A 19065-nucleotide genomic window follows, 5' to 3' on the forward strand; every position below is an offset into this window, starting at 1 on the left:
ATCGCTCGACGTTGTAGCCGGCGGGCACGCCGTCAGCGTTCACGGATCCCGGCGACCAGCATGGTGACCGCAGCGCAGGCCGCTGCAGCAGCGGCGGACGGGGACCGTCGGCGCTGCCCGACCATGACGCCGGCGAACGCCCAGAGGAGAGTGCCGGCGTAGAACCGGGACGAGGCGGTTGCCCGGTCCGGCCCCGCGACCGCCCTGGCACCGAGCGTGCCGAGCCCCGCGAGGAGTGCCACGCCGATCGTGGCGGCTCGTGGCCCGGCGGGAACGATGCCCTTGGCGACGAGCATGGACGCCAGGTTCACGCCGCAGGCCGCCTGCCCCCAGGCGGCGAGCATGCCTGCTGCGGGAGCGGCCGCAGCCACCTCGGCGGCGCTCAGCTCGCCCCCCGTCTCCGCTCGAGCAGTTCGACGTCGTCCCGTCTCTGCGAGCACGGCAATCGCGGCCAGCGCCCCCTGCGCGCCCCAGAACCGCCCCGACCGCACCAGCGGCGCCCAGAGACCGGTTGCGGCGAACGCCCCGGCCAGGGGCCAGCCCGCCCTGCGCCAGACATCCCGGGTGCGGGCGGGACCGCGGGCCTGGTGAACCGCGTAGGCGATGGATGAAGCGAAGATGGGAAACCAGACGGTGAAGGCGTAGGGGGCCGGCTGGATCACGTTGGGCGGTGCATCCTCCCGGCGGAACCGCGGACCGTAGAACGTGGGGAGCAGCACCTGGGCGGCAGCCGCCCCGCAGGTGAGCGCCTGACGGGAGCGATCTCCCGAGACCACGGCCCACACCCGGTTCGCACTGCTGGGCGGGAGGACGGACATGGAAGCTCCTGATGGTCGAACAGCGGCCCGGCCCTGGCACCGAGGCAACGGTGCGGCGCCTGCAGGAATCTTCCTCACCGTGCGCCTCCAGCGCCTCAGCCTTTGAAGGTGAACATCGTGACCGGGGAGGCGGCGGCTCCCAGCGCTCGGTAGAACTCCAGGGCGTGCGCATCCTCGTCGTCGGCCGGAACAAAGACCTCGTGGATGCCTTCCGCCGCGGCGGCGGCCCGCAGTTCGACGACGAGTCGGCTCCCAATGCCCTGCCGCTGATGGTCCGGTCGCACGGCGAGATCGTAGATGAACAGCTCCGACGACCGTGAGCGCGTCATCGGCAGGGTGTGAGCAGTGAGGCCGGCGACGATCTCCGGGCCGACGGATGCCGCGAGAGCCCAGAAGCCCGGTCGGCCGAGAAGATCGCGCAGGTAGTCCGCGCCGAGGGGCTCACGCTCCTCCCCGAAGACCTGCGCCATCATCTCGAACATGACCTGTGCCGCAGCCGTGTCCCCGGAAACCAAGCGCCTGACGTCGAGCCCGCTCATCGCAGCATCATCCCACGCCACGGCTTCCCGGTGCAGGCCGGAGGCGCGGTTCCTCGGGAAACTCCGAGTAGGAGGACGCGATCATGAGCGCTCGTCCGTGCCGATGATCGGACGTGAGGACTGCGGGAGGCCCTGCTCGCTCACGTCATCGACCCATTCCAGGAGGTCTCCCGGTTGGCAGTCGAGGACCTTGCACATTGCTTCCAGTGTGCTGAAGCGGACTGCCTTGGCGCGCCCGTTCTTCAGGACGGCGACGTTCGCCGGCGTCAAACCGATCCGATCGGCGAACTCTCCGACGCTCATCTTCCGGCGGGCGAGCTCCAGGTCGATGCGGACGACGATCGGCATCAGATCACCTCGTCGAGCTCGGTGCGCAGGGTACGCGCTTCGACATCGCGTGCCACCGCCTGCTCCAGCAGGGCCTTCAGCACCAGGACGATCAGGGCGACGGCTGCCAGCATGACCGCGACCCCGCCGATCAGCAGAACGACGCCGGGCGGCACCGCCTCCCCGGGGGCGAGGGCGACGCCGAGCCCGAAGGTCAACAGTGAAGCGGCCGCGAAAGCACCGATCACGAGATGCACCAGACGGAAAGCACCGGTCGAGAACACGGTTCCCCGCCGCACCATCGTCAGCAGTCCCCATACGCAGACCACCGCGACCTGGCCTGCCAGGATCGCGGTGACGGTCAGGATCACCATCGGGGTGCGGATCATCGCGACATCGGGATCCGCCGTCGTGACGTCTCGGGTCAGCAGGAACAGCACCACCGTCTGGATGAAGATCGACCCTGCGAACATCATCGCCAGGACAACGCGCAACGCGGCCACCGTCAGTTTTCCCATGCCATCCCCTCCACCTGAATGTTGGTAACAAATTATCGTTAATCGATAGAAAGTACAAGCATGGCGATGGATCAAGCATTGATGCCCGTGCTTCGCCGTCGCCCCCCACGCTGTCGCCGTGGAGCGGGCAGGGGCCCGACCGGCAGTGTGCGACGAGAACCTCGGGGCCTGCACCGGCCGACGAGAGTCGGCTGCCCGTCCCCGGGCCTCCGGCCCGTGACGGATGAGAGCCTTCTCATCGCCGGCTCATGAGGAATCAACGTCCGGGTGACTGAATGAGGACTTCCAGAGGATCAGCACTCGATCAGGACCCGGGTGCCGCCCTTTCACCACCCGCAGATCTCTGCGCGCACACCAAAGGACAAGCATGCGCATCTCCGTCATCGGTTGCGGATACCTGGGCGCCGTCCATGCGGCGTGCATGGCCAAGCTCGGCCATGACGTCATGGGCATCGACGTGGACCCCCGCAGAATCAACGACCTGCAGGCAGGCCGTGCCCCGTTCTTCGAGCCGGGCCTGCCCGAACTGCTCGACGAGACCCTGACGACCGGCCGGCTGAAATTCAGCTCCAGCATGGCCGATGCCTCGGGCGCGGACGTGCATTTCCTGTGCGTCGGCACGCCGCAGCGCAAGGGCGAATACGGGGCGGACCTGCGCCACGTCGACAGCGCCGTCGCGTCGCTGCTCGATGCCCTCGAGCCGGGCAATCTCATCGTCGGCAAGTCCACGGTCCCCGTGGGTACCGCGGCCCGCCTGGCGGATGACCTCTCGCGGCAGTACCCGGACGCCGTCCTCGCATGGAATCCCGAGTTCCTCCGTGAAGGATTCGCCATCGACGACACGCTCTCGCCCGATCGTCTCGTGTACGGCCTCCCGGCCGGCGAGGCCGGCCTCCGCGCCACCCGCATGCTCGACGCCGTGTACGCGACGCCCCTGTCGACGGGAACCCCTCGTCTGTGCTCCGATTACGCCACCGCCGAGCTGGTCAAAGCCGCGGCGAACTCGTTCCTCGCCACCAAGATCTCGTTCATCAACGCCATGGCCGAGGTATGCGAGGTCACCGGCGCGGACATCACGCTCCTTGCCGACGCGATCGGTCTCGACGAGCGGATCGGCCGGAAGTTCCTCAATGCGGGTGTGGGCTTCGGCGGTGGCTGCCTCCCGAAGGACATCAGGGCCTTCATGGCACGTGCCGGAGAGCTGGGTGCCGACCAGGCGCTCACCTTCCTGCGCGAGGTGGACGACATCAATGTCCGGCGTCGCATCCGCACCGTCGAGCTCACCCGCACCCTGGTGGGAGGCTCGCTCCTCGGCAAGCGCATCACCGTGCTGGGGGCGGCGTTCAAACCCGACAGCGACGACGTCCGCGACTCCCCTGCCCTGAGCATTGCCGCGCAGCTGCAGTTGCAGGGGGCGGAGGTCACCGTCACCGACCCCGAGGCGATCGACGGTGCACGGCGCCGCTTCCCGGAGCTCATGTACGAGGACGACCTGACGCAGGCCATGGATGGCGCCGACGCCCTGCTGCTGCTCACCGAATGGGAGGAGTACCGCGACCTCACCCCGGACGTGGCCGCGGCATCGGTGGGCACGAAGAACATCCTGGACGGTCGCAACGTGCTGGAGCCCGCCAGCTGGCGGCGCGCTGGCTGGAACTACAAGGGAATCGGCAGGCCCTAGGCCCTTGCCGGGACGACGGCGCGAGCCGTGCGAAGTATGAGAAGTCCCTCATGCCCCCATCATGCGCGGCTCATGCGCAGCTGACGTACTGATACCTCCACCACGCCACCACCAGGTCAAGAAAGTCGGCAATCCACGATGGCAGATTTGCAGCCCGAGGAGCTCAGGGTCGTCCTCTACTCCCACGACTCCCAGGGGCTCGGGCACACGCGCCGTAACCTCGCCATCGCCCACGCGCTCTCGTCCGGCCTGCCCGGCCATGCACACCGGAAGGTGACCGGCCTCCTCGTCACGGGGGAATCCTCCGCGACACGCTTCGATGTCCCTGCGGGATGGGACTGGGTGGTCCTGCCGGGGATCCGCAAAGGTACCGATGGCTACCGTCCTCGTCACCTGTCCATCGGACAGGATGCCCTCGTCCAGCTGCGCACGCACATGGTCGACGCCGTGCTCGGCCGATTCCGACCGGACCTGGTCGTCGTCGACCGCCATGCGTTCGGAGTGGACGGGGAACTGCGGCAGGCCCTGACCAACCTCCGGCGCGAACGTCCGTCCTGCAAGGTGGTCCTCGGGCTGCGGGAGGTGCTCGACAGCCCCCACGCCATGAAGCGGGAGTGGGACAGGATGGGTGGAACCGACCCCCTCCGGTCGGTCTTCGACCAGATCTGGGTGTACGGAGATCCCGCGATCCACGACCCCCTGAGGACAGGGGAGATCCCGGGGAGTCTCGCCCCCCTCGTCCGCTATACGGGCTATCTCGCCACGGGCAGGGTGTCCCGCGGCCGGTCCACCCCCGTGAATCGGCCGTACGTGCTGACCATGGCCGGCGGCGGATCGGACGGCCTCGCGCTGGTGCTCGCAGCGGCCGGCGCCGAGGTCCCCGCGGGCTACGGGCATCTCGTCATCACCGGGCCCCAGATGCCGAAGGAGCACCGCCGCCTGGTCGAGCGGGCCGCGAGAGCCGGCACATCGGTGGTCGCGAAAGTGCGCGACGCACTGTCCGAGATCGAGGGAGCCTCGGCGATCGTGTCGATGGGCGGGTACAACTCCGTCAGCGAGGTCATGAGCACGTCCACTCCCGCGCTCATCGTCCCGCGGACCGAGCCCCGGATGGAGCAACTCATCCGGGCCTCGGCACTGGCCCGGCATGGCGTCGTCGAGATGTGCCACCCCGATGACCTCTCCCCGGAACTCATCGCCGCCTGGTTCGCGCGCGCCGCAGGCACCCGCGTGGACCGCGCCGCGGTCGACCTGAGCGGCGTCACCGCACTCGCACCCCTGGCTGCCGGGCTCCTCGCCGCCGGGGCGGACACCCAGGAGCGGAGGTGGGAACGTGCTGCTGTCTGAGCGATCCGCCCCCTCGCGCACCGCCTATGTCCTGAAGATGTATCCGCGGTTCTCGGAGACCTTCATCGTGACCGAGATCCTTGCCCGGGAAGCACAGGGCGAGGACCTCCGCCTCTTCTCGTTGCGTCCGCCGATCGACCCCCGGTTCCATCCGGAGCTCGCGCGCGTCCAGGCCGGCGTGACGTACATACCGAAGCCCTCGAAGATCCTCGAAGCATGGAGCCTGCTCGGGGAGGGCCTGGCGACCGTCCCGGGGTTCGTGGAACGCTTCGCCCGCATGCTGCCCCGACTACTGGCCATGGACCCGATCGAAGCCCACCAGGGTGTCGGGCTGGCGTCGGAGTTCGTCCGCCAGGGCATCACCCACGCGCACGCGCACTTCGGGTCGATGGCCGCCCGTGTCACGGCGATCGCCGCGGAACTCGTCGACATCCCCTTCTCCTTCACGGCCCACGCGAAGGACATCTTCCATGAGGAGGTGGACGCGGCGGTCCTGGTGGATCTCATGCGCCGGGCTCATCACGTGGTGACGGTCAGCGACTTCAACCACCGTTTCCTCGACCGGATCGCGGCCGGCGCAGACACCTCCGTGCACCGCGTCTACAACGGTCTGGAACTCAGCCGATTCCCCTACGAGGACCCGGCCCCACACGGGCCGGTACTGCGTGTCTGCGCCGTGGGACGACTGGTCGAGAAGAAGGGTTTCCCCCACCTGCTCGACGCCGTCGCCCGACTGAAAGCCGACGGCCTCGCCCTGGACGTCCGCATCGCGGGAGGCGGACCGCAGCACGAGGACCTCCTCGCGCACGTGCGAGCGCTCGATCTCGCAGAGGACGTCACGCTGCTCGGCCCACGGACGCAGGACGAAGTCCTCGCCCTGCTGCGGTGGGCCGACGTCTTCGTGGCCCCGTGCGTCGTGGCCCCCGACGGCAACATGGACGGCCTGCCGACCGTGCTCCTCGAGGCCATGGCGACCGGCGTCCCGTGCATCGCGAGCGACGTCACCGGGATTCCGGAGGTCTTCGCCTCCGGCGACGGCGTCGCCACGGGCCTTCTGACCCGGGCCGGATCCACCACCGACCTCGTCGAAGCCCTCGCCCACTGTGCATCCGCCGACCTGACCGGGATGACACGCGCGGCGCGCCATCTGATCGAGTCCGCCTTCGACTCGCGGCACCAGGCACGTCGCCTGCGCGAGCTGCAGGACGGACAGGGCGCCCTGAGCTGCTCGAGGGCATCATGAGGCATGTCGGCTATGTGTGCGTGGACCCCGGCATCCCGGTGTTCGGCTCGAAGGGGGCCTCCGTCCATGTGCAGGAGATCATCCGGAGTTGGCGTGCCCGCGGCGCCGACGTCACCGTCTACTGCACCAGGATCGGCGACTCCGTCCCCGGTGATCTTGCCGGCGTCCGGGTGGTCACCCATCCCATTCCCCGCGGCACCGGCCCGGAGCGTGAACGGTCGCAGCAGGACGCCGCCGCCGCCCTGGCTGCGCAGGCCGTGGAGGACGGCGTCACGGCGGTCTACGAACGGTACTCCCTGTTCAGCGACGCGCTCGCCCGGATCACGGGCGCTCTGTCCGTTCCCGGCATCCTCGAGGTGAACGCACCACTCATCGATGAGCAGCGGACCCACCGCGCACTGCACGACGAGGGGTCGGCACTGCGTGCTCTCGGCATCCAGCTCTCAGCGGCGACCGTCATCGCGTGCGTGTCCGATCCCGTCGCGGCCTGGGTCGCCGGACACGCATCCTCCGGTGCCCTGTCCAGGATCGTCACCGCACCGAACGGGGTGAACGTGCAGCGCATCGCGCCCACCCCGGAATCCGACGGCACCCCGATCGTCGTCTTCGTCGGCACCCTCAAGCCGTGGCACGGGGTCAGCGACCTCATCGAGGCGATGGCGCTGTCCGACGGTTCCTGGAAGCTGCGGATCATCGGGGACGGCCCCGAAGCAGCGAACCTGCGCACACTGGCCGGCGCGAGAGGTGTGGACGCCGATTTCACCGGGGCCCTGACCCCCGCGGAGGTGCCCCGGGCCCTTGCCGGTTGCGCGATCGCGGTGGCCCCCTACCCCCGGACCGAGCGGGAGGAGGAACAGTACTTCTCCCCGCTGAAGATCTACGAGTACTGCGCCGCCGGGTTACCGGTCGTGGCATCGGCGGTCGGGCAGGTTCCGGACATCATCGACCACGGAGTGACAGGCCTCCTCGTCGACCCCTCACACCCCGCGGCGCTGGCAACCGCCCTGGACGAACTGGCAGGGGCCCCCCTCGCACGCCGCGCCATGTCACGGGCCGCCCGCCGTTTCGCGGAGGACCACAGCTGGGACGCCGTCCTCGATGCCATCCTGGAAGGGGCCACGCTGTGAGCAGGCCGACCATCCCCGGTCCTCCACCGTCCACGCCACCGGCGAATCCGCTGCGGAGGACCCTGCGCATGGTGCGGCCGCACCTCGGCCGGCACAGGAAGCTCATGGCCGGTGGCGTCACGGCGCTCCTGCTGGAGGTCGCGTTCCGCGTCCTGGAACCCTGGCCCGTGAAATTCGTGATCGACGCCGTGACGAGGAGCCTCGGTGCCGACTTCTCCGGTGGCGGGCCCACGGCATCCCCCGGCCTGCTGATGCTGTGCGGAGCCGCGCTGGTGGCGATCATCGGGTTCCGCGCCCTGTTCAACTTCCTCGCGACCATCGCCTTCGCCCTCGCCGGTTCCCGCGTGGCCACCGACCTGCGATCCCGTGTCTTCGCGCACGTCCAGTCGCTGTCGCTCTCCTACCACGCCTCGTCCCGCACGGGCGACATGGTCCAGCGCCTCATCGGTGATGTGGGGAAGCTCCAGGAGGTCGCGGTCAGTGCCGGCCTGCCCCTGATCGCGAACTGCATCACCCTCGTGGCCATGGCCGGCGTGATGTTCTGGCTGGATCCCCTCCTCGCCCTCGTCGTCGTCGTCGCGTCGGCGGCGTTCCTCGTGCTGTCGAGGCTGAGCACAGGGAAGATCACCGTCGCAGCGCGCCGCACCCGGAAGGGCGAGGGCGCCCTGGCGAACACCGCGCAGGAGAGCCTGGGCGCCATCCGCGTGGTCCAGACGTATGGTCTCGAGCAGACGCTGGCACGCCAGTTCGGGACCAACAACGAGAAGACGCTGCGCGAAGGCGTGCTGGCCCGGCGTCTGGCCGCGGCCCTCGAGCGTCGCACCGATGTCATCGTCGGCATCGCGACCGCCCTCGTCCTCACGGGAGGCGGCTGGCGTGTGGTGCAGGGCGCCATGACACCGGGCGACCTCGTGCTGTTCCTCATGTACCTGAAGACGGCGATGAAGCCCCTGCGGGACCTCGCGAAGTACACCGGCCGCATTGCCCGCGCGACCGCTTCGGGCGAGCGGGTCGCAGATCTGCTCGACGAGCCGGTCGACATCGAGGACACCCCTCACGCGATGCCCCTGTCCCAGGTGTGGGGTGACCTCGAGCTGCGGGGCGTGACGGCAGGGTACACGCCCGGCAAGCCCGTGCTGAAGGATGTGGACCTGACGTTCATGGGTCACCGCCGCACGGCCGTGGTCGGCCCGTCGGGCTCGGGGAAGTCGACACTCGCCTCCCTCGCGGTACGGATGATGGACCCGCTGGCCGGCAGCGTCCACCTGGATGGGAAGGACCTCCGGCACGTGACCCTCGAATCACTCCGCTCCCGGGTCAGCCTGGTGCTGCAGGACGCCGTCCTCTTCACGGGCACCATCCGGGAGAACATCCGCTACGGCCGCATCGACGCTTCGGACGAGGAAGTGGAGTACGCGGCGAAGCTCGCCAACGTGCACGGTTTCGTCGCGCACTTCCCCGACGGGTATGACACGACGGTGGGTGAGCGGGGCGGGACGCTCTCCGGCGGCCAGCGCCAGCGGATAGCGATCGCGCGGGCGCTGCTGCGCGATGCACCGCTCGTGATTCTCGACGAGGTCACCACCGGCCTCGACAAGGACTCGCGCATGGAGGTCCTGAAAGGGCTGGACCTGCTCTCGCGGCATCGCACCACGATCACCATCACCCACGAACCCGCCGTCGCGCTGACGCACGATTGGATCATCTGGCTCGAGGACGGGACCGTCCGCTTCGAAGGATCCCCTGCGGACATCAGGGAGCACCCCGTCTACGGCGCGTGGGCCACGGAAGCGGACGACGATGCCAGGGACCTGTCGGCCAACGGCAGGCGGCAGCCATGAACGCCGCCTGCATCGACCCGGCGCTGCCGGTGCTGCCGACGCTCTTCGACCCGGCCGAGCTGTCCACCCTGTTCTCACGACCGGTGCGCGCCGACCGGCTACGTCACAAGCGGGGCGTCTCCGCCGTCGCACGCCTTCGGACCCTCCCCCCACGCCAGGACCCGACGTCCGGCGCCACGCCGGCACGCGCCGCGGATACGGCCCCACGATGGCTGGCCACCTACGCCCCGCACCACGCGCCCAAGTTGGGCAGGACGCTCGCGCGGGCGGCACGACACGGATACGACCTCGACGTGATCGACCTGCCCGGACGGCAGACGCTCGTCGCCGGCCCCATCGGCCTGGACATGAAGCTGTACGACACCCTCCGGGCCTTCGACGGGCACCACGGCCCCACCCTCGAGCCGGACGCGGTGCTCAACTACAACCCGCACCGCCGCGTGGTCTTCCGGATCGGGACAGCCGGCGGCGCCGTCGTCTGCAAGGCGGGGCGCACCGATCCCTCGGAGACAGCGTTCCTCGCCGATCTCGCGGCCCGCGGCGTCCCGGTCCTGCAGCGGATCCTCCCCCCTGACGTGCCAGAGGCCGGCACGCTGCGCTACTACCCGTGGTTCGGGCAGGGGGATCTCCAACAGGCGGCCGGGAGGGATGACCACGACGCCGCCCGCTCCGCGCACTCCGCCGGCGCCGCCCTCGCACTCCTGCATGCACAGCCCACCCACCTCGCCCCAGGGCCGGGAAAGGATCCGCTCCACACACTGGGCACCCTGAGCGAACGGAACCTGCACCTGGCGCCGGGAAGCCAGGCGCGGCTGGAGAGGATCCACGCCGCACTCGTGCGACGCCTGAGCGACGACGACCGCACCGTCCTCGTCCATGGCGACTTCTCCGCTGATCAGGTGCTCGTGGACGCCTCGCACGTGCTGCTCGCCGATTTCGACCGGGTGACCACGGCGCCGCCCGGCATGGATCTGGGCTCGTTCCTGGCCGTCGACCTGCTGCAGGAACGCGCGTCGGGCCGCAGTCTTCGCGGGCACCTCCTCGAGGGCTACGAGGACGCCGGTGGGCGGATCGACGACGGGACCGTGCTCGCCTGGACCGCCGTGCATCTCCTGGATCGCCTCAATGAGCCCTTCAGGTCCTGTTCGCCCTCCTGGCGTGACGACACCGAGGAGCGGCTCGAGATGCTCGCCGCCCTGGTCGCGTGATGCTCGTCCCCGACAGCGTCCTGGACAACGAGGGCACCCGGCTCACCATCCGTCGGGCCTGGCCGCACGACGACGGTCGGCTCACCATCGAAGCCGTCGACGAGGCCACGGGGCGGCTCCGGGCAGGACACCTCGATGCGGATGGCACGGTGACGGTGACGGCCTTCGGGAAGGACCCCGCCCTGGCAGGCCTCCCGGCAGCTGCCGATACCGGCGAGCTCCTGGTGCACCGCTTCGCCAGGAGGGCCGTCGTGAGGACGGACAGCGGGTACCTCAAGGTGCTGCCGACCCGGAAGGCCGCCCGGGTGGTCGCGGCTCACGCCACGGCCGCCGAGCTCGTCGCAGGCGCAGGCATCGCCACGCCCCACGTCACCTCCGTCGACGGCGGGACGCTCACCCTGTCCACGGTGCCGGGGACCAGCCTCTACGACCTCGGCCTCCCACGGGCGGGTGCCGGTGGCGAGGACACGGCGACGATCGACCACGCCTGGTCCGTCTGGGCCGACCGCTGGCCGGTCTTCGCCGCAGCCCCGGGTGGTGACACCGCTCGTCTGCCCTCCTACATGCCGGAGGACGAAGCCCGGACCCTCACCGCCTGGATGGACCGCTGCCTCGATTTCGGGGCTTCACCGGTCCCGGACACGGCCCTGCGTTCAGCAGTTCACACTGCGGCCGGCCATCTTCTGCACGGCACGATGCAGACACCCGTCCTGTCCCACCGCGACCTCCATGACAAGCAGGTGCTCATCTCCGGCGGAGACACCGGCCACGGGGCTTTCGGGCTGATCGACTGTGACACGCTCGCCCTTGCCGAGCCCGCGCTCGATCTGGCGAATCTCCTGGTGCATCTGTCCTTCCGTGAGGCGCAGGGCCTCCTCAGCGCCTCACGGCGGGCCGCCGGGGAACGGGCGATTCTCACGGTGGCGGAGGAACTCCTGGTACCCGACGAGCGACTGCACGCCTACGCGCTGTCCACGAAACTGCGACTCGCCTGCATCTACGCCTTCCGCCCGCGCTGGCGGCAGCTGACGAAGGACTGGTTCCACGACGCCTGATGCCGGCCGGGCGAGGTCGGTGCGCGGCAGAAGCGTCCCGCTAGGGCTGGGAACGATCGGCGACCAGCCGGTACCCCATGCCGCGGACTGTCGCGAACCGCTCCGCTCCGAGCTTGTTGCGCAGGTACCTCACATATACGTCGACCACGTTGGAGCCGGGGTCGAAGTCGTACCCCCAGACCCGGGACAGCAGCTGCTCACGGCTGAGCACCTGGCCGGGATTGCGCAGGAACGCCTCGGTCAGGGCGAATTCCCGGGCGGACAGATCCACCTCCCGGCCATCGATCAGGGCACGGCGGGTGCGGAGGTCCAACTGGAGGCCGTCCTGCGAGAGGACGGAACTCTCCGTCCGGGACGGATCCGGGCGCAGGCGCAGCCGGACGCGCGCCAGCAGCTCTTCGAAGCGGAAAGGCTTGGTCATGTAGTCGTCGGCGCCACCCTCGAGCCCGGCCACGGTGGCGTCGGTGGTGTTGCGCGCGGAGAGGATGATGACGGGGGTGTCGTTGCGGGCCTCCCGGAGTCTCCGGAGCACCGTGAAACCGTCCTGGTCCGGCAGGCCGAGGTCGAGGATGACGAGCTCGAAGTCCCCGCTCTGCGCCAGGTGATAGCCGTCCCGTCCGTTGACCGCGCTGGTCGGCACGTAGCCCGCCGCCCGGAGCCCCTTCGCGATGAAGGCGCTGATGCGCTCCTCGTCCTCAACGATCAAGATCTGGGTCACGGTTCCTCTTTCGTGGCGGGGGAAGAATGCTCGCGGGCTACTGCAGCGGACGGGTTCCGGCGGGTCGCAGCCGGAACGTCGAGGGTGAAGGTGGATCCTCTGCCCGGCGCGGACAGGACACTGACGCGGCCTCCGTGGGCCTGGGCGATCGCCTCGACGATGGACAACCCGAGTCCCGCACCCTCTGCCCGCCTGCCTTCGGAGCCGCGTTCGAAGCGGCCGAAGATACGCTGCTGGTCGGCGGCACTGATGCCGACGCCCTCATCACGGACCCACATGCTGAGACGGTCACCGTCCAGCCTGGAGCCGACGGCGATGGTCGAACCGTCCGCGGAGAACTTCACGGCGTTCGCGGCGAGTTGAAGCAACGCCTGCGTGACCCGCCGGGCATCGAGCGGAACCTCCCCCTCGGCCCGTGAGTCGACGATCCATCGTCGGTGACCCAGTCCGCGCGCCTTGTCGAGGATGTCGTCCGTCAGGCGATCGACGGCGGTCGGTTTCGGGCGCACGAAATCGGGGCGGGCACTCCCGGCCAGGGTGACCAGGTCGTCGACGAGCAGACGCATGCGTTCCAGCTCGTCGAGGGCCACGGCCCGCACGGCGTCGACATCCTGCCGATCGGTGGGATCCTGCAGCTCGAGGTGCCCCTGGATGATGGTGATCGGGGTGCGCAGCTCATGACCGACGTCGTCGAGCAGTTGTCGCTGCGACGTGAAGGACTTCTCGAGGCGGTCGAGCATCGCGTTGAAGGTCCGCGTCAGATCGGACAGGTCGTCATTCCCGGTGACGAGGATCCGTTGGGAGAGGTCACTGTCATTGATGGTCCGGGCGGTGTCCCGGAGGCGCCGCACCGGGTGCAACAGGTTGCCGATGAGCAGCCAGCCGACCGCGCCGATGAGCAGCAGCGCACCGAGGCTGATCAGGGCGAAAGTGGTGAACGTCCGGTTCAGTTCCGCTCGTTCCGCATCGATGTCGTAGGCGAGGACGAAGGCGGTGGGCTCCGTGTCCTCGCTCAGCATGACCGGCACGACGATGGTGCGATAGGTGGCTCTGGTGGTTTCGATCGTCGTGATCGCGACGTCGTCCGCCGGCGAGCGTTCCGCAGCGGCGGCCACCAGCTCGGGGTCGTCCTCGAGGCGCAGGGACACGGCATCGTTGGCGAGGAGAACCGCACTGCTGTCGCGGACGCCCATCATGCCTTCGTTCGGGGAAGGAAGTGTGCGCTGCATGACGAGGTAGACGAGGGTCTCGGCCGTGACGAACGGCGACCGGGTGGCGGGATCGATGCCTGTCGCCAGGAGGGTCTCGAACTCCCCGAAACTGCGTTCCAGTGAATCGTCGATGTCGGCGTTGAGCGTTGCCCGTTGCAGTCCGTACGCCGTGGTCCCTGCGAACAGGAGACCCAGGGCGGACAGGGCGAGAAGTGCACTCAGCACGCGCGAACGGACCGACCAGCGACGCGTCGCACTGCTGAAGTCGCGGCTGATCCGACCCAGCCTGCCCCTGGCCTGCGCCGTCGGGGTGGACCGGGGTGGAGGTGGGCGGCGCACCCTGTGCCCGAGGGCAGGCACTGCGGGCAGAGGCCGCGTCTTCTCAGTCGTCATCGTCGTCCCCATCGTCCACGTCATCGTCGTCGTCGTCGTCGTCGTCGTCGATGATCGGCGGCGGCGCCGGCACGACTTCCGGTTGAGGAGCAGGGGCCGGGGCGGGCGCGGGAGCCGGCGCGGGTGCAGGAGCCGGTGCGGGTGCAGGGGCAGGGGCGGGGGCAGGGGCAGGGGCGGGGGCTGGCGTGGAGGCAGGGGCGGACGGCGTCGGGGAGTCAGTTGTGGGAGGCTCCGGGGGCGAGGACTCCGGGGTGGGATCTGCCGGCGGGAGCGACGGCGGGTCCGGAACGGACGCCGGGTCGGTGAAGACGACCGCCGGTCCGAGCTGCTGATCGGGAGGATCACGGACGATATTGATGAGTGTGAGTACGCCGGTCACCATGAGGGCGGCAAGTACCGCACCCAGGAGCCACATCTGGAGCGCCGCGGATCGCATGGGTCAAGTATCACGCCGCTTCGTGAGACCAAGATGAGAAGGAGCCCTCGAGCAGGACCGTCCCGACCCACGACCGCTTCTGCGGTGAGTGGGGATGCGTGGTCACAGCGCGTGCTCGCTCTCGTTGTCCGGGTCCTGGGCGCCGCGTCCTCAGGGCCAGAGAGCGAGGGTGAGAACCGCGGCGGCGAGGGCGAACAAGGTGAGCGCTGCCGGGACGGAGCGTTTGATGATGCCCGTCGAGAACCGGTCCAGGACGCTCCGTAGGCGTGTCCTGACCTTGTCGCCGTGGGCCAGGCCGAGGGCGAGCAGGACCAGGCACGGGATGCAGTAGACGAGTGCGTAGCCGGCGAGGACGAACAGGCCGACAGGGACGTCGACGTCCGCGGCGACCATGCGTTCGATGGCGATGAAGTAGGGGAATGCGTTGGGCAGGTCGGCTCCGGTGACGAAGATGCCGAGAGGGAAAGCCGTCCACACCCCGAACCAGCGAGGCAGGTCGATTCCTTTCCTTTCCCGGTCCTTGAAGCGGCGGAAGCCGGCGACGGCGAGAGTGATGGCTGCGATGAGGAACACCGTGCGGCGGAGCCAGATGAGTCCTTCACCTACGGCGTCGGCGGCTGCGCTGGCACCGAGGAAGATCGCCGTACCGAGCACGAACACGGTGCTCATCGCTCCCAGAACGAAGGTCACGGCCGATCCGACCGGCCGATGCCTGACGGTGAGCAGGATCAGGGTGATGACGACGATGGTCGCCGGATTCAGCGAATCGGCCAGGGCGAGGCCGACGATACCGGCGAGCAGGCCACCACCGATCATCTGGTGGACCTGCGATTCAGCCATTGCAGGATGGAGTCGACGCCGGGTCCGTGGTCGTTGTCGGTGAGGCTGTTCAGCAGCATCCCGTCACCCAGGAGGCGGATGATCGAGGCTGCCACCGGATCCCCTGTTTCGACGGCGAAGAGGCGTTCCCACCGCTGGGCGGCCTCGGCCGCCAACTGCAGAAGCGTGGCGGTTGACGAGGTCTGATCGGTGAGAAGGATCGATATCGCCCTGTAGAGAGCAGCCTCTTCACGGGAGGATGACAGGCGCAGCCAGGTTTCGACCACCATGCCGCGCGCAGCGGCTGCGGCCAGCGCGTGGTCCAGATCCTGTATCGCCTGCGCCGCGATGCCCTCCACCAGGGCAGTACGTGAGGTGAAGTGATGCATCAGCCCGCCCTTGGACACCCCCGCCTCCTGAGCGATCACACCCATTGACGGCACCGACCCGGTCTCGATCGCCAGTCGTCGAACGGTCTGCAGGATGTGTTCCCTGTTGCTCATGCATCTACGGTACCACGCAACCCGACCGACCGGTCGGGTTGCTTTGGAGGAGTGCTGGGTCTGCGCCTCCCGGATCGCCCCCGATCAATACGTCGCAAGCCAGTCACGTACCGCGGCGGCGGTCCGGCCGGGTTGTTCCAGGTGCGGGAAGTGGCCGGCGCCCTCCCACCGTTCGCGCCGGTAGCTGGTCGAGAACAGGGATTCCTGCCCGTCGGACATCTCCGGCAGGATGCAGCCGTCGTCGTTTCCCGCGATGAAGAGGGTGGGCACAGGGATCGGACGCTGTCCGATCTCGAATCCTCCGCCCCGATACATGGCGACCGGGGCCGGCATGCTCCTGGCGAGTGTTGCCTTGACCCGTGTGCGGTGATCGTGGTCGAGTACGGACGTCGGGGACCAGCGGCGCCAGAGGCGATCGATGTACGCGAAGGAGCGCGCTGCCACCATGCGGTCCGCGAACCGGCCGAGCTGGAAGAAGATGATGTACCGGCTGAGCCATAGCTGCTTCGGGTGGCGCCGGGCGTTCTTCGCGATCGATGCCGGGTGCGCTCCTGAGAGTGTGACCGCCGCGCGGAAGCGGTGCGGATGGCGCGCCATCGCCGCGAAACCTATTTGAGCGCCGTAGTCGTGCCCGACCAGGTACACCGGATCCGTCCAGCCGAGGGCATCGAGGACTGCGATGAGGTCCTCGGTGAGCAGAGGCAGGTCATAGGGGCCTTCGAGAACAGAGGGGTGGTATCCGCGGAGAAACATGGACGCGACGTCATGCCCGTTGTCGCCCAGCGCAATGGAGAGCGCGTCGAAGCTCGATGCGTCATCGGGGAATCCATGAACACAGATCACGTTCTTGCCCGTGGAACGTGTCGAGCCTCTCGGGGTGGGGCTCATCCGCACACCGAACCGCCCTCGCGGTGTGCCCAGGATCCTCGTGCCGATGGTCATGGCGCCGGCCGCTCATGCGTCGGGGTTCGCTCGGGGCAGTCTGCGACGAGGACGGGGCGGACCTCCTGGTCGTGCGGACCGGCACCGCCGGTGCTGCCCGCAACGCTCGTGGTGTCGACCGTCTTCCGGGGGGCGATGATTGCCGTGATGATCGCTGCAACGACCAGGACGACGGCGCCGACGCACATGGATGCGCTGAGCCCTCGGGCGAACGCTTCCCGGGCGGCCGTGGCGAGATTCTCGCCGTCGGGCCCGAGGGAGCCGGCGATGCCGATCGCGGCCCCGGCTCCGGAATCGGCAATGCCCCGCACCTGGTCAGGGAGTCCGGAAAGGGCCGGGGTGATGTCGGAGCGGTAGTAGCTGACGAGGATGCTGGATAGGACGGCGATCCCGAGGACACCGCCCACTTCGCGGGTGATGTCGTTGACGGCGCTGGCGACGGACCGGCGTTCAGCGGGCAGTCCCTCGATGATGAGCTCGGTACCGGGCGTGATGCCCATCCCGAAGCCGACGCCGAACACGGTGACCCCTGCTCCCATGACCCAGAGGGAGGCATCCAGCCCCCCGGCGAGGCCTGTTGCGAAGACGGCGAAACCCACCCCCATCAGGAGGAGCCCGAGCGCTCCGGGAATGCGCGGGCCATACCGGCCGGCGAGCGCACTGGCGAGACCGATACCCGTGCCGACTCCCACCGGGATGATCAGCAGGGCCAAAGCCGAAGCGAGTGGGGTGTACTCGAGCACGATCTGCAGATATTGGGGCGTCAGGACGAAGAATCCGAGGGATGCGAAGAACTGGACGGTGACGATGAGGGATCCGGCCGCGAGACCTCGGTTCCTGAACAACCGCACATCAAGGGAGGGCGCTGTCGAACGCAGTTGATGCATGATGAAGGCTGCGAGACCGACGACGCCCACGGCAAGCGAGATCACGGTGATCGCATCGAACCAGCCGCGCTGCGGGCCCTCGATCACCCCGAAGACAAGGCCGGCCAGCGCGACGACCGACCACACGGCTCCGAAAGGGTCCAGGGAGAGCGAACGATTCCGGGACTGGGCGACGAGGACCATCACGGGAACGATGATCACAAGGGCGACGAATCCGAACAGGAGTTGCACGCTCCCCCACCAGAAGGCCTCGAGGAGCGCTCCGGCGACAATAGTGCCCGCGACCGCCCCGGCAGAGCTGACCCCGGACCACACCCCGATCGCAAAGGTCCTTCGCTCCTCCGGGTAGGCGTCCACCAGCGCGGAGAGGGTGACCGGGAAGACGGCCGCCGCGCCGACTCCGGACAGCGCGCGAAGAGCGATGAACCAGGTCGGGTCCGGGGAAAAGGCCGACGCGACGCAGGCGAGGCCGAAGATCAGAAGCCCGGTCACCAGGATGGTGCGGCGGCCGACGCGGTCCGCCGCGATCCCCGCGGTCAGCAGAAGCGCGGCGAACGTCAGCGCATACGCGTCGATGATCCATGTCAGTTCGGACTGATCGGCCCCCAGGTCCAGCGCGATGGCCGGAAGCGCGATCGCCAGAGCCGAGTTCCCGGCCACGACCAGGGCGAGTCCGGCACAGAGAACGATGAGCAGCGCACGGAGACGTGACGGAGCCAGAACGGGGCGGTGCTCCGATGCGGCGTCCGATGAATTCTGGTCCACAGCCCCTCCTCCAGGTAGCTCCTTTACCGAGTGTCTCCGTATCCGAGGTAGTTGTCAACTAGTATTGGCGTATGAGCGACAAGGAACGGGCGAGGCGGGTCGAGGAGATCGAGCGGGGGAGGATGTCGGCGGAGGAGCTCTCCTGGGCGTTGCGCGGGGTCAATCGAGCGGCCGCCGAGGTGGACCAGGCCCTGGCGAACAGGATCGGCCTGCGCCTCGGCGATTACTCCGCGATGGGTCACGTGATGAGCCAGGAGGGAGCCCCCCTCGGACCGGTCGAGCTGGGGAACAGACTAGGAATCAGTACCGGCTCTGCGACCGAACTCGTCGACCGGCTCGAGCGGGCGGGGCATCTGGTGCGCCTGCGGGAGGGCAAGGACCGACGACGAGTATCCCTCCGCCCCAGCGAGGAAGCAGTCGAACGGATCCTCACGGAGTTGAGACCGCTCTTCGACTCCCTCGACGCTCTCACGGACGACTTCACTCCCGCCGAGCAGTCGGCGATCCACCGATACCTTCGCCTCGCCGCTCAGCAACTGACCGACTTCGCCGATGAACTCGGCCAGGCAGTCAGAACGGAGCGACCACAGTCGCCACAGCGGGACCTGTAACCGCAGGGTGACATGTCCTGCGCGCCCCGGGAGGACCCTCTGGGGCTCCGCCGATCCGGCGACGCCGGAACGCCGC

General features: G+C 68.9%; 19 protein-coding genes. 8 read left to right on the plus strand and 11 right to left on the minus strand.

Features of this window, described 5'->3' with window-relative positions:
- Window positions 1-32: 32 nt before the first annotated feature.
- From MWM45_RS16370 to MWM45_RS16385, 4 genes are all read right to left on the minus strand, one after another.
- Window positions 33-818: a hypothetical protein gene (locus tag MWM45_RS16370; RefSeq protein ID WP_247827359.1), complete on the minus strand. Its 786-nt coding sequence runs from the start codon at window positions 816-818 to the stop codon at window positions 33-35.
- A gap of 95 nt (window positions 819-913) precedes the next feature.
- Window positions 914-1357, minus strand: coding sequence for a GNAT family N-acetyltransferase (locus MWM45_RS16375; protein ID WP_247827360.1), 444 nt, complete (start codon window positions 1355-1357; stop codon window positions 914-916).
- Between the two features lie 81 nt (window positions 1358-1438).
- Window positions 1439-1705, minus strand: a complete 267-nt coding sequence (locus MWM45_RS16380) for a helix-turn-helix domain-containing protein (protein WP_247827361.1) — start codon at window positions 1703-1705, stop codon at window positions 1439-1441.
- Window positions 1705-2202: a DUF2975 domain-containing protein gene (locus MWM45_RS16385; RefSeq protein ID WP_043442233.1), complete on the minus strand. Its 498-nt coding sequence runs from the start codon at window positions 2200-2202 to the stop codon at window positions 1705-1707. The genes MWM45_RS16380 and MWM45_RS16385 overlap by 1 nt, the downstream gene beginning before the upstream one ends.
- A gap of 367 nt (window positions 2203-2569) precedes the next feature.
- Between MWM45_RS16385 and MWM45_RS16390 the strand changes: the two genes are divergently transcribed.
- The 7 genes from MWM45_RS16390 (at window position 2570) to MWM45_RS16420 (ending at window position 11704) form a co-directional block, all read left to right on the plus strand.
- Window positions 2570-3883 (plus strand): UDP-glucose dehydrogenase family protein, encoded by a 1314-nt coding sequence (locus MWM45_RS16390; protein WP_247827362.1) that lies wholly within the window; start codon window positions 2570-2572, stop codon window positions 3881-3883.
- A 138-nt stretch (window positions 3884-4021) separates the two neighbouring features.
- On the plus strand, window positions 4022-5230 hold the full coding sequence (locus MWM45_RS16395) for a glycosyltransferase family protein (protein ID WP_247827363.1): 1209 nt from the start codon (window positions 4022-4024) through the stop codon (window positions 5228-5230).
- Window positions 5231-5267: 37 nt separating this feature from the next.
- On the plus strand, window positions 5268-6473 hold the full coding sequence (locus MWM45_RS16400) for a glycosyltransferase (protein ID WP_418909777.1): 1206 nt from the start codon (window positions 5268-5270) through the stop codon (window positions 6471-6473).
- Window positions 6470-7600 (plus strand): glycosyltransferase family 4 protein, encoded by a 1131-nt coding sequence (locus MWM45_RS16405; RefSeq protein WP_247827365.1) that lies wholly within the window; start codon window positions 6470-6472, stop codon window positions 7598-7600. Before MWM45_RS16400 ends, MWM45_RS16405 begins: the two co-directional genes overlap by 4 nt.
- A gap of 68 nt (window positions 7601-7668) precedes the next feature.
- Window positions 7669-9441, plus strand: coding sequence for an ABC transporter ATP-binding protein (locus MWM45_RS16410; RefSeq protein ID WP_247827366.1), 1773 nt, complete (start codon window positions 7669-7671; stop codon window positions 9439-9441).
- Window positions 9438-10649: a phosphotransferase family protein gene (locus MWM45_RS16415; protein ID WP_247827367.1), complete on the plus strand. Its 1212-nt coding sequence runs from the start codon at window positions 9438-9440 to the stop codon at window positions 10647-10649. The genes MWM45_RS16410 and MWM45_RS16415 overlap by 4 nt, the downstream gene beginning before the upstream one ends.
- A complete protein-coding gene (locus MWM45_RS16420) occupies window positions 10649-11704 on the plus strand; it encodes a phosphotransferase (protein ID WP_247829269.1) in 1056 nt (351 codons plus the stop codon). Before MWM45_RS16415 ends, MWM45_RS16420 begins: the two co-directional genes overlap by 1 nt.
- A gap of 40 nt (window positions 11705-11744) precedes the next feature.
- Here the strand turns inward: MWM45_RS16420 and MWM45_RS16425 are convergent, their stop codons facing one another.
- From MWM45_RS16425 to MWM45_RS16455, 7 genes are all read right to left on the minus strand, one after another.
- A complete protein-coding gene (locus MWM45_RS16425; RefSeq protein WP_247827368.1) occupies window positions 11745-12422 on the minus strand; it encodes a response regulator transcription factor in 678 nt (225 codons plus the stop codon).
- Window positions 12419-13858 (minus strand): sensor histidine kinase, encoded by a 1440-nt coding sequence (locus MWM45_RS16430; RefSeq protein WP_247827369.1) that lies wholly within the window; start codon window positions 13856-13858, stop codon window positions 12419-12421. Before MWM45_RS16430 ends, MWM45_RS16425 begins: the two co-directional genes overlap by 4 nt.
- 157 nt (window positions 13859-14015) lie before the next feature.
- Window positions 14016-14462, minus strand: coding sequence for a hypothetical protein (locus MWM45_RS16435; RefSeq protein WP_247827370.1), 447 nt, complete (start codon window positions 14460-14462; stop codon window positions 14016-14018).
- A gap of 150 nt (window positions 14463-14612) precedes the next feature.
- Window positions 14613-15302 (minus strand): GAP family protein, encoded by a 690-nt coding sequence (locus MWM45_RS16440; protein ID WP_247827371.1) that lies wholly within the window; start codon window positions 15300-15302, stop codon window positions 14613-14615.
- The gene (locus tag MWM45_RS16445) at window positions 15275-15784 is read right to left on the minus strand and encodes a TetR/AcrR family transcriptional regulator (RefSeq protein ID WP_247827372.1); all 510 of its coding nucleotides are present in this window, start codon (window positions 15782-15784) and stop codon (window positions 15275-15277) included. Before MWM45_RS16445 ends, MWM45_RS16440 begins: the two co-directional genes overlap by 28 nt.
- Window positions 15785-15868: 84 nt before the next feature.
- Window positions 15869-16672, minus strand: coding sequence for an alpha/beta fold hydrolase (locus tag MWM45_RS16450; protein WP_247827373.1), 804 nt, complete (start codon window positions 16670-16672; stop codon window positions 15869-15871).
- Window positions 16673-16722: 50 nt separating this feature from the next.
- Entirely contained in the window at window positions 16723-18378 is a 1656-nt protein-coding gene (locus MWM45_RS16455; RefSeq protein WP_247827374.1) for an MFS transporter, read from the minus strand.
- 71 nt (window positions 18379-18449) lie between these two features.
- On the opposite strand from MWM45_RS16455, the gene MWM45_RS16460 reads away from it, so the two are divergent.
- Window positions 18450-18989 (plus strand): MarR family winged helix-turn-helix transcriptional regulator, encoded by a 540-nt coding sequence (locus tag MWM45_RS16460; protein ID WP_247827375.1) that lies wholly within the window; start codon window positions 18450-18452, stop codon window positions 18987-18989.
- Window positions 18990-19065: the final 76 nt, after the last annotated feature.

The organism is Arthrobacter antioxidans, assembly GCF_023100725.1.
Classification (GTDB): Bacteria; Actinomycetota; Actinomycetes; order Actinomycetales; family Micrococcaceae; genus Arthrobacter_D; species Arthrobacter_D antioxidans.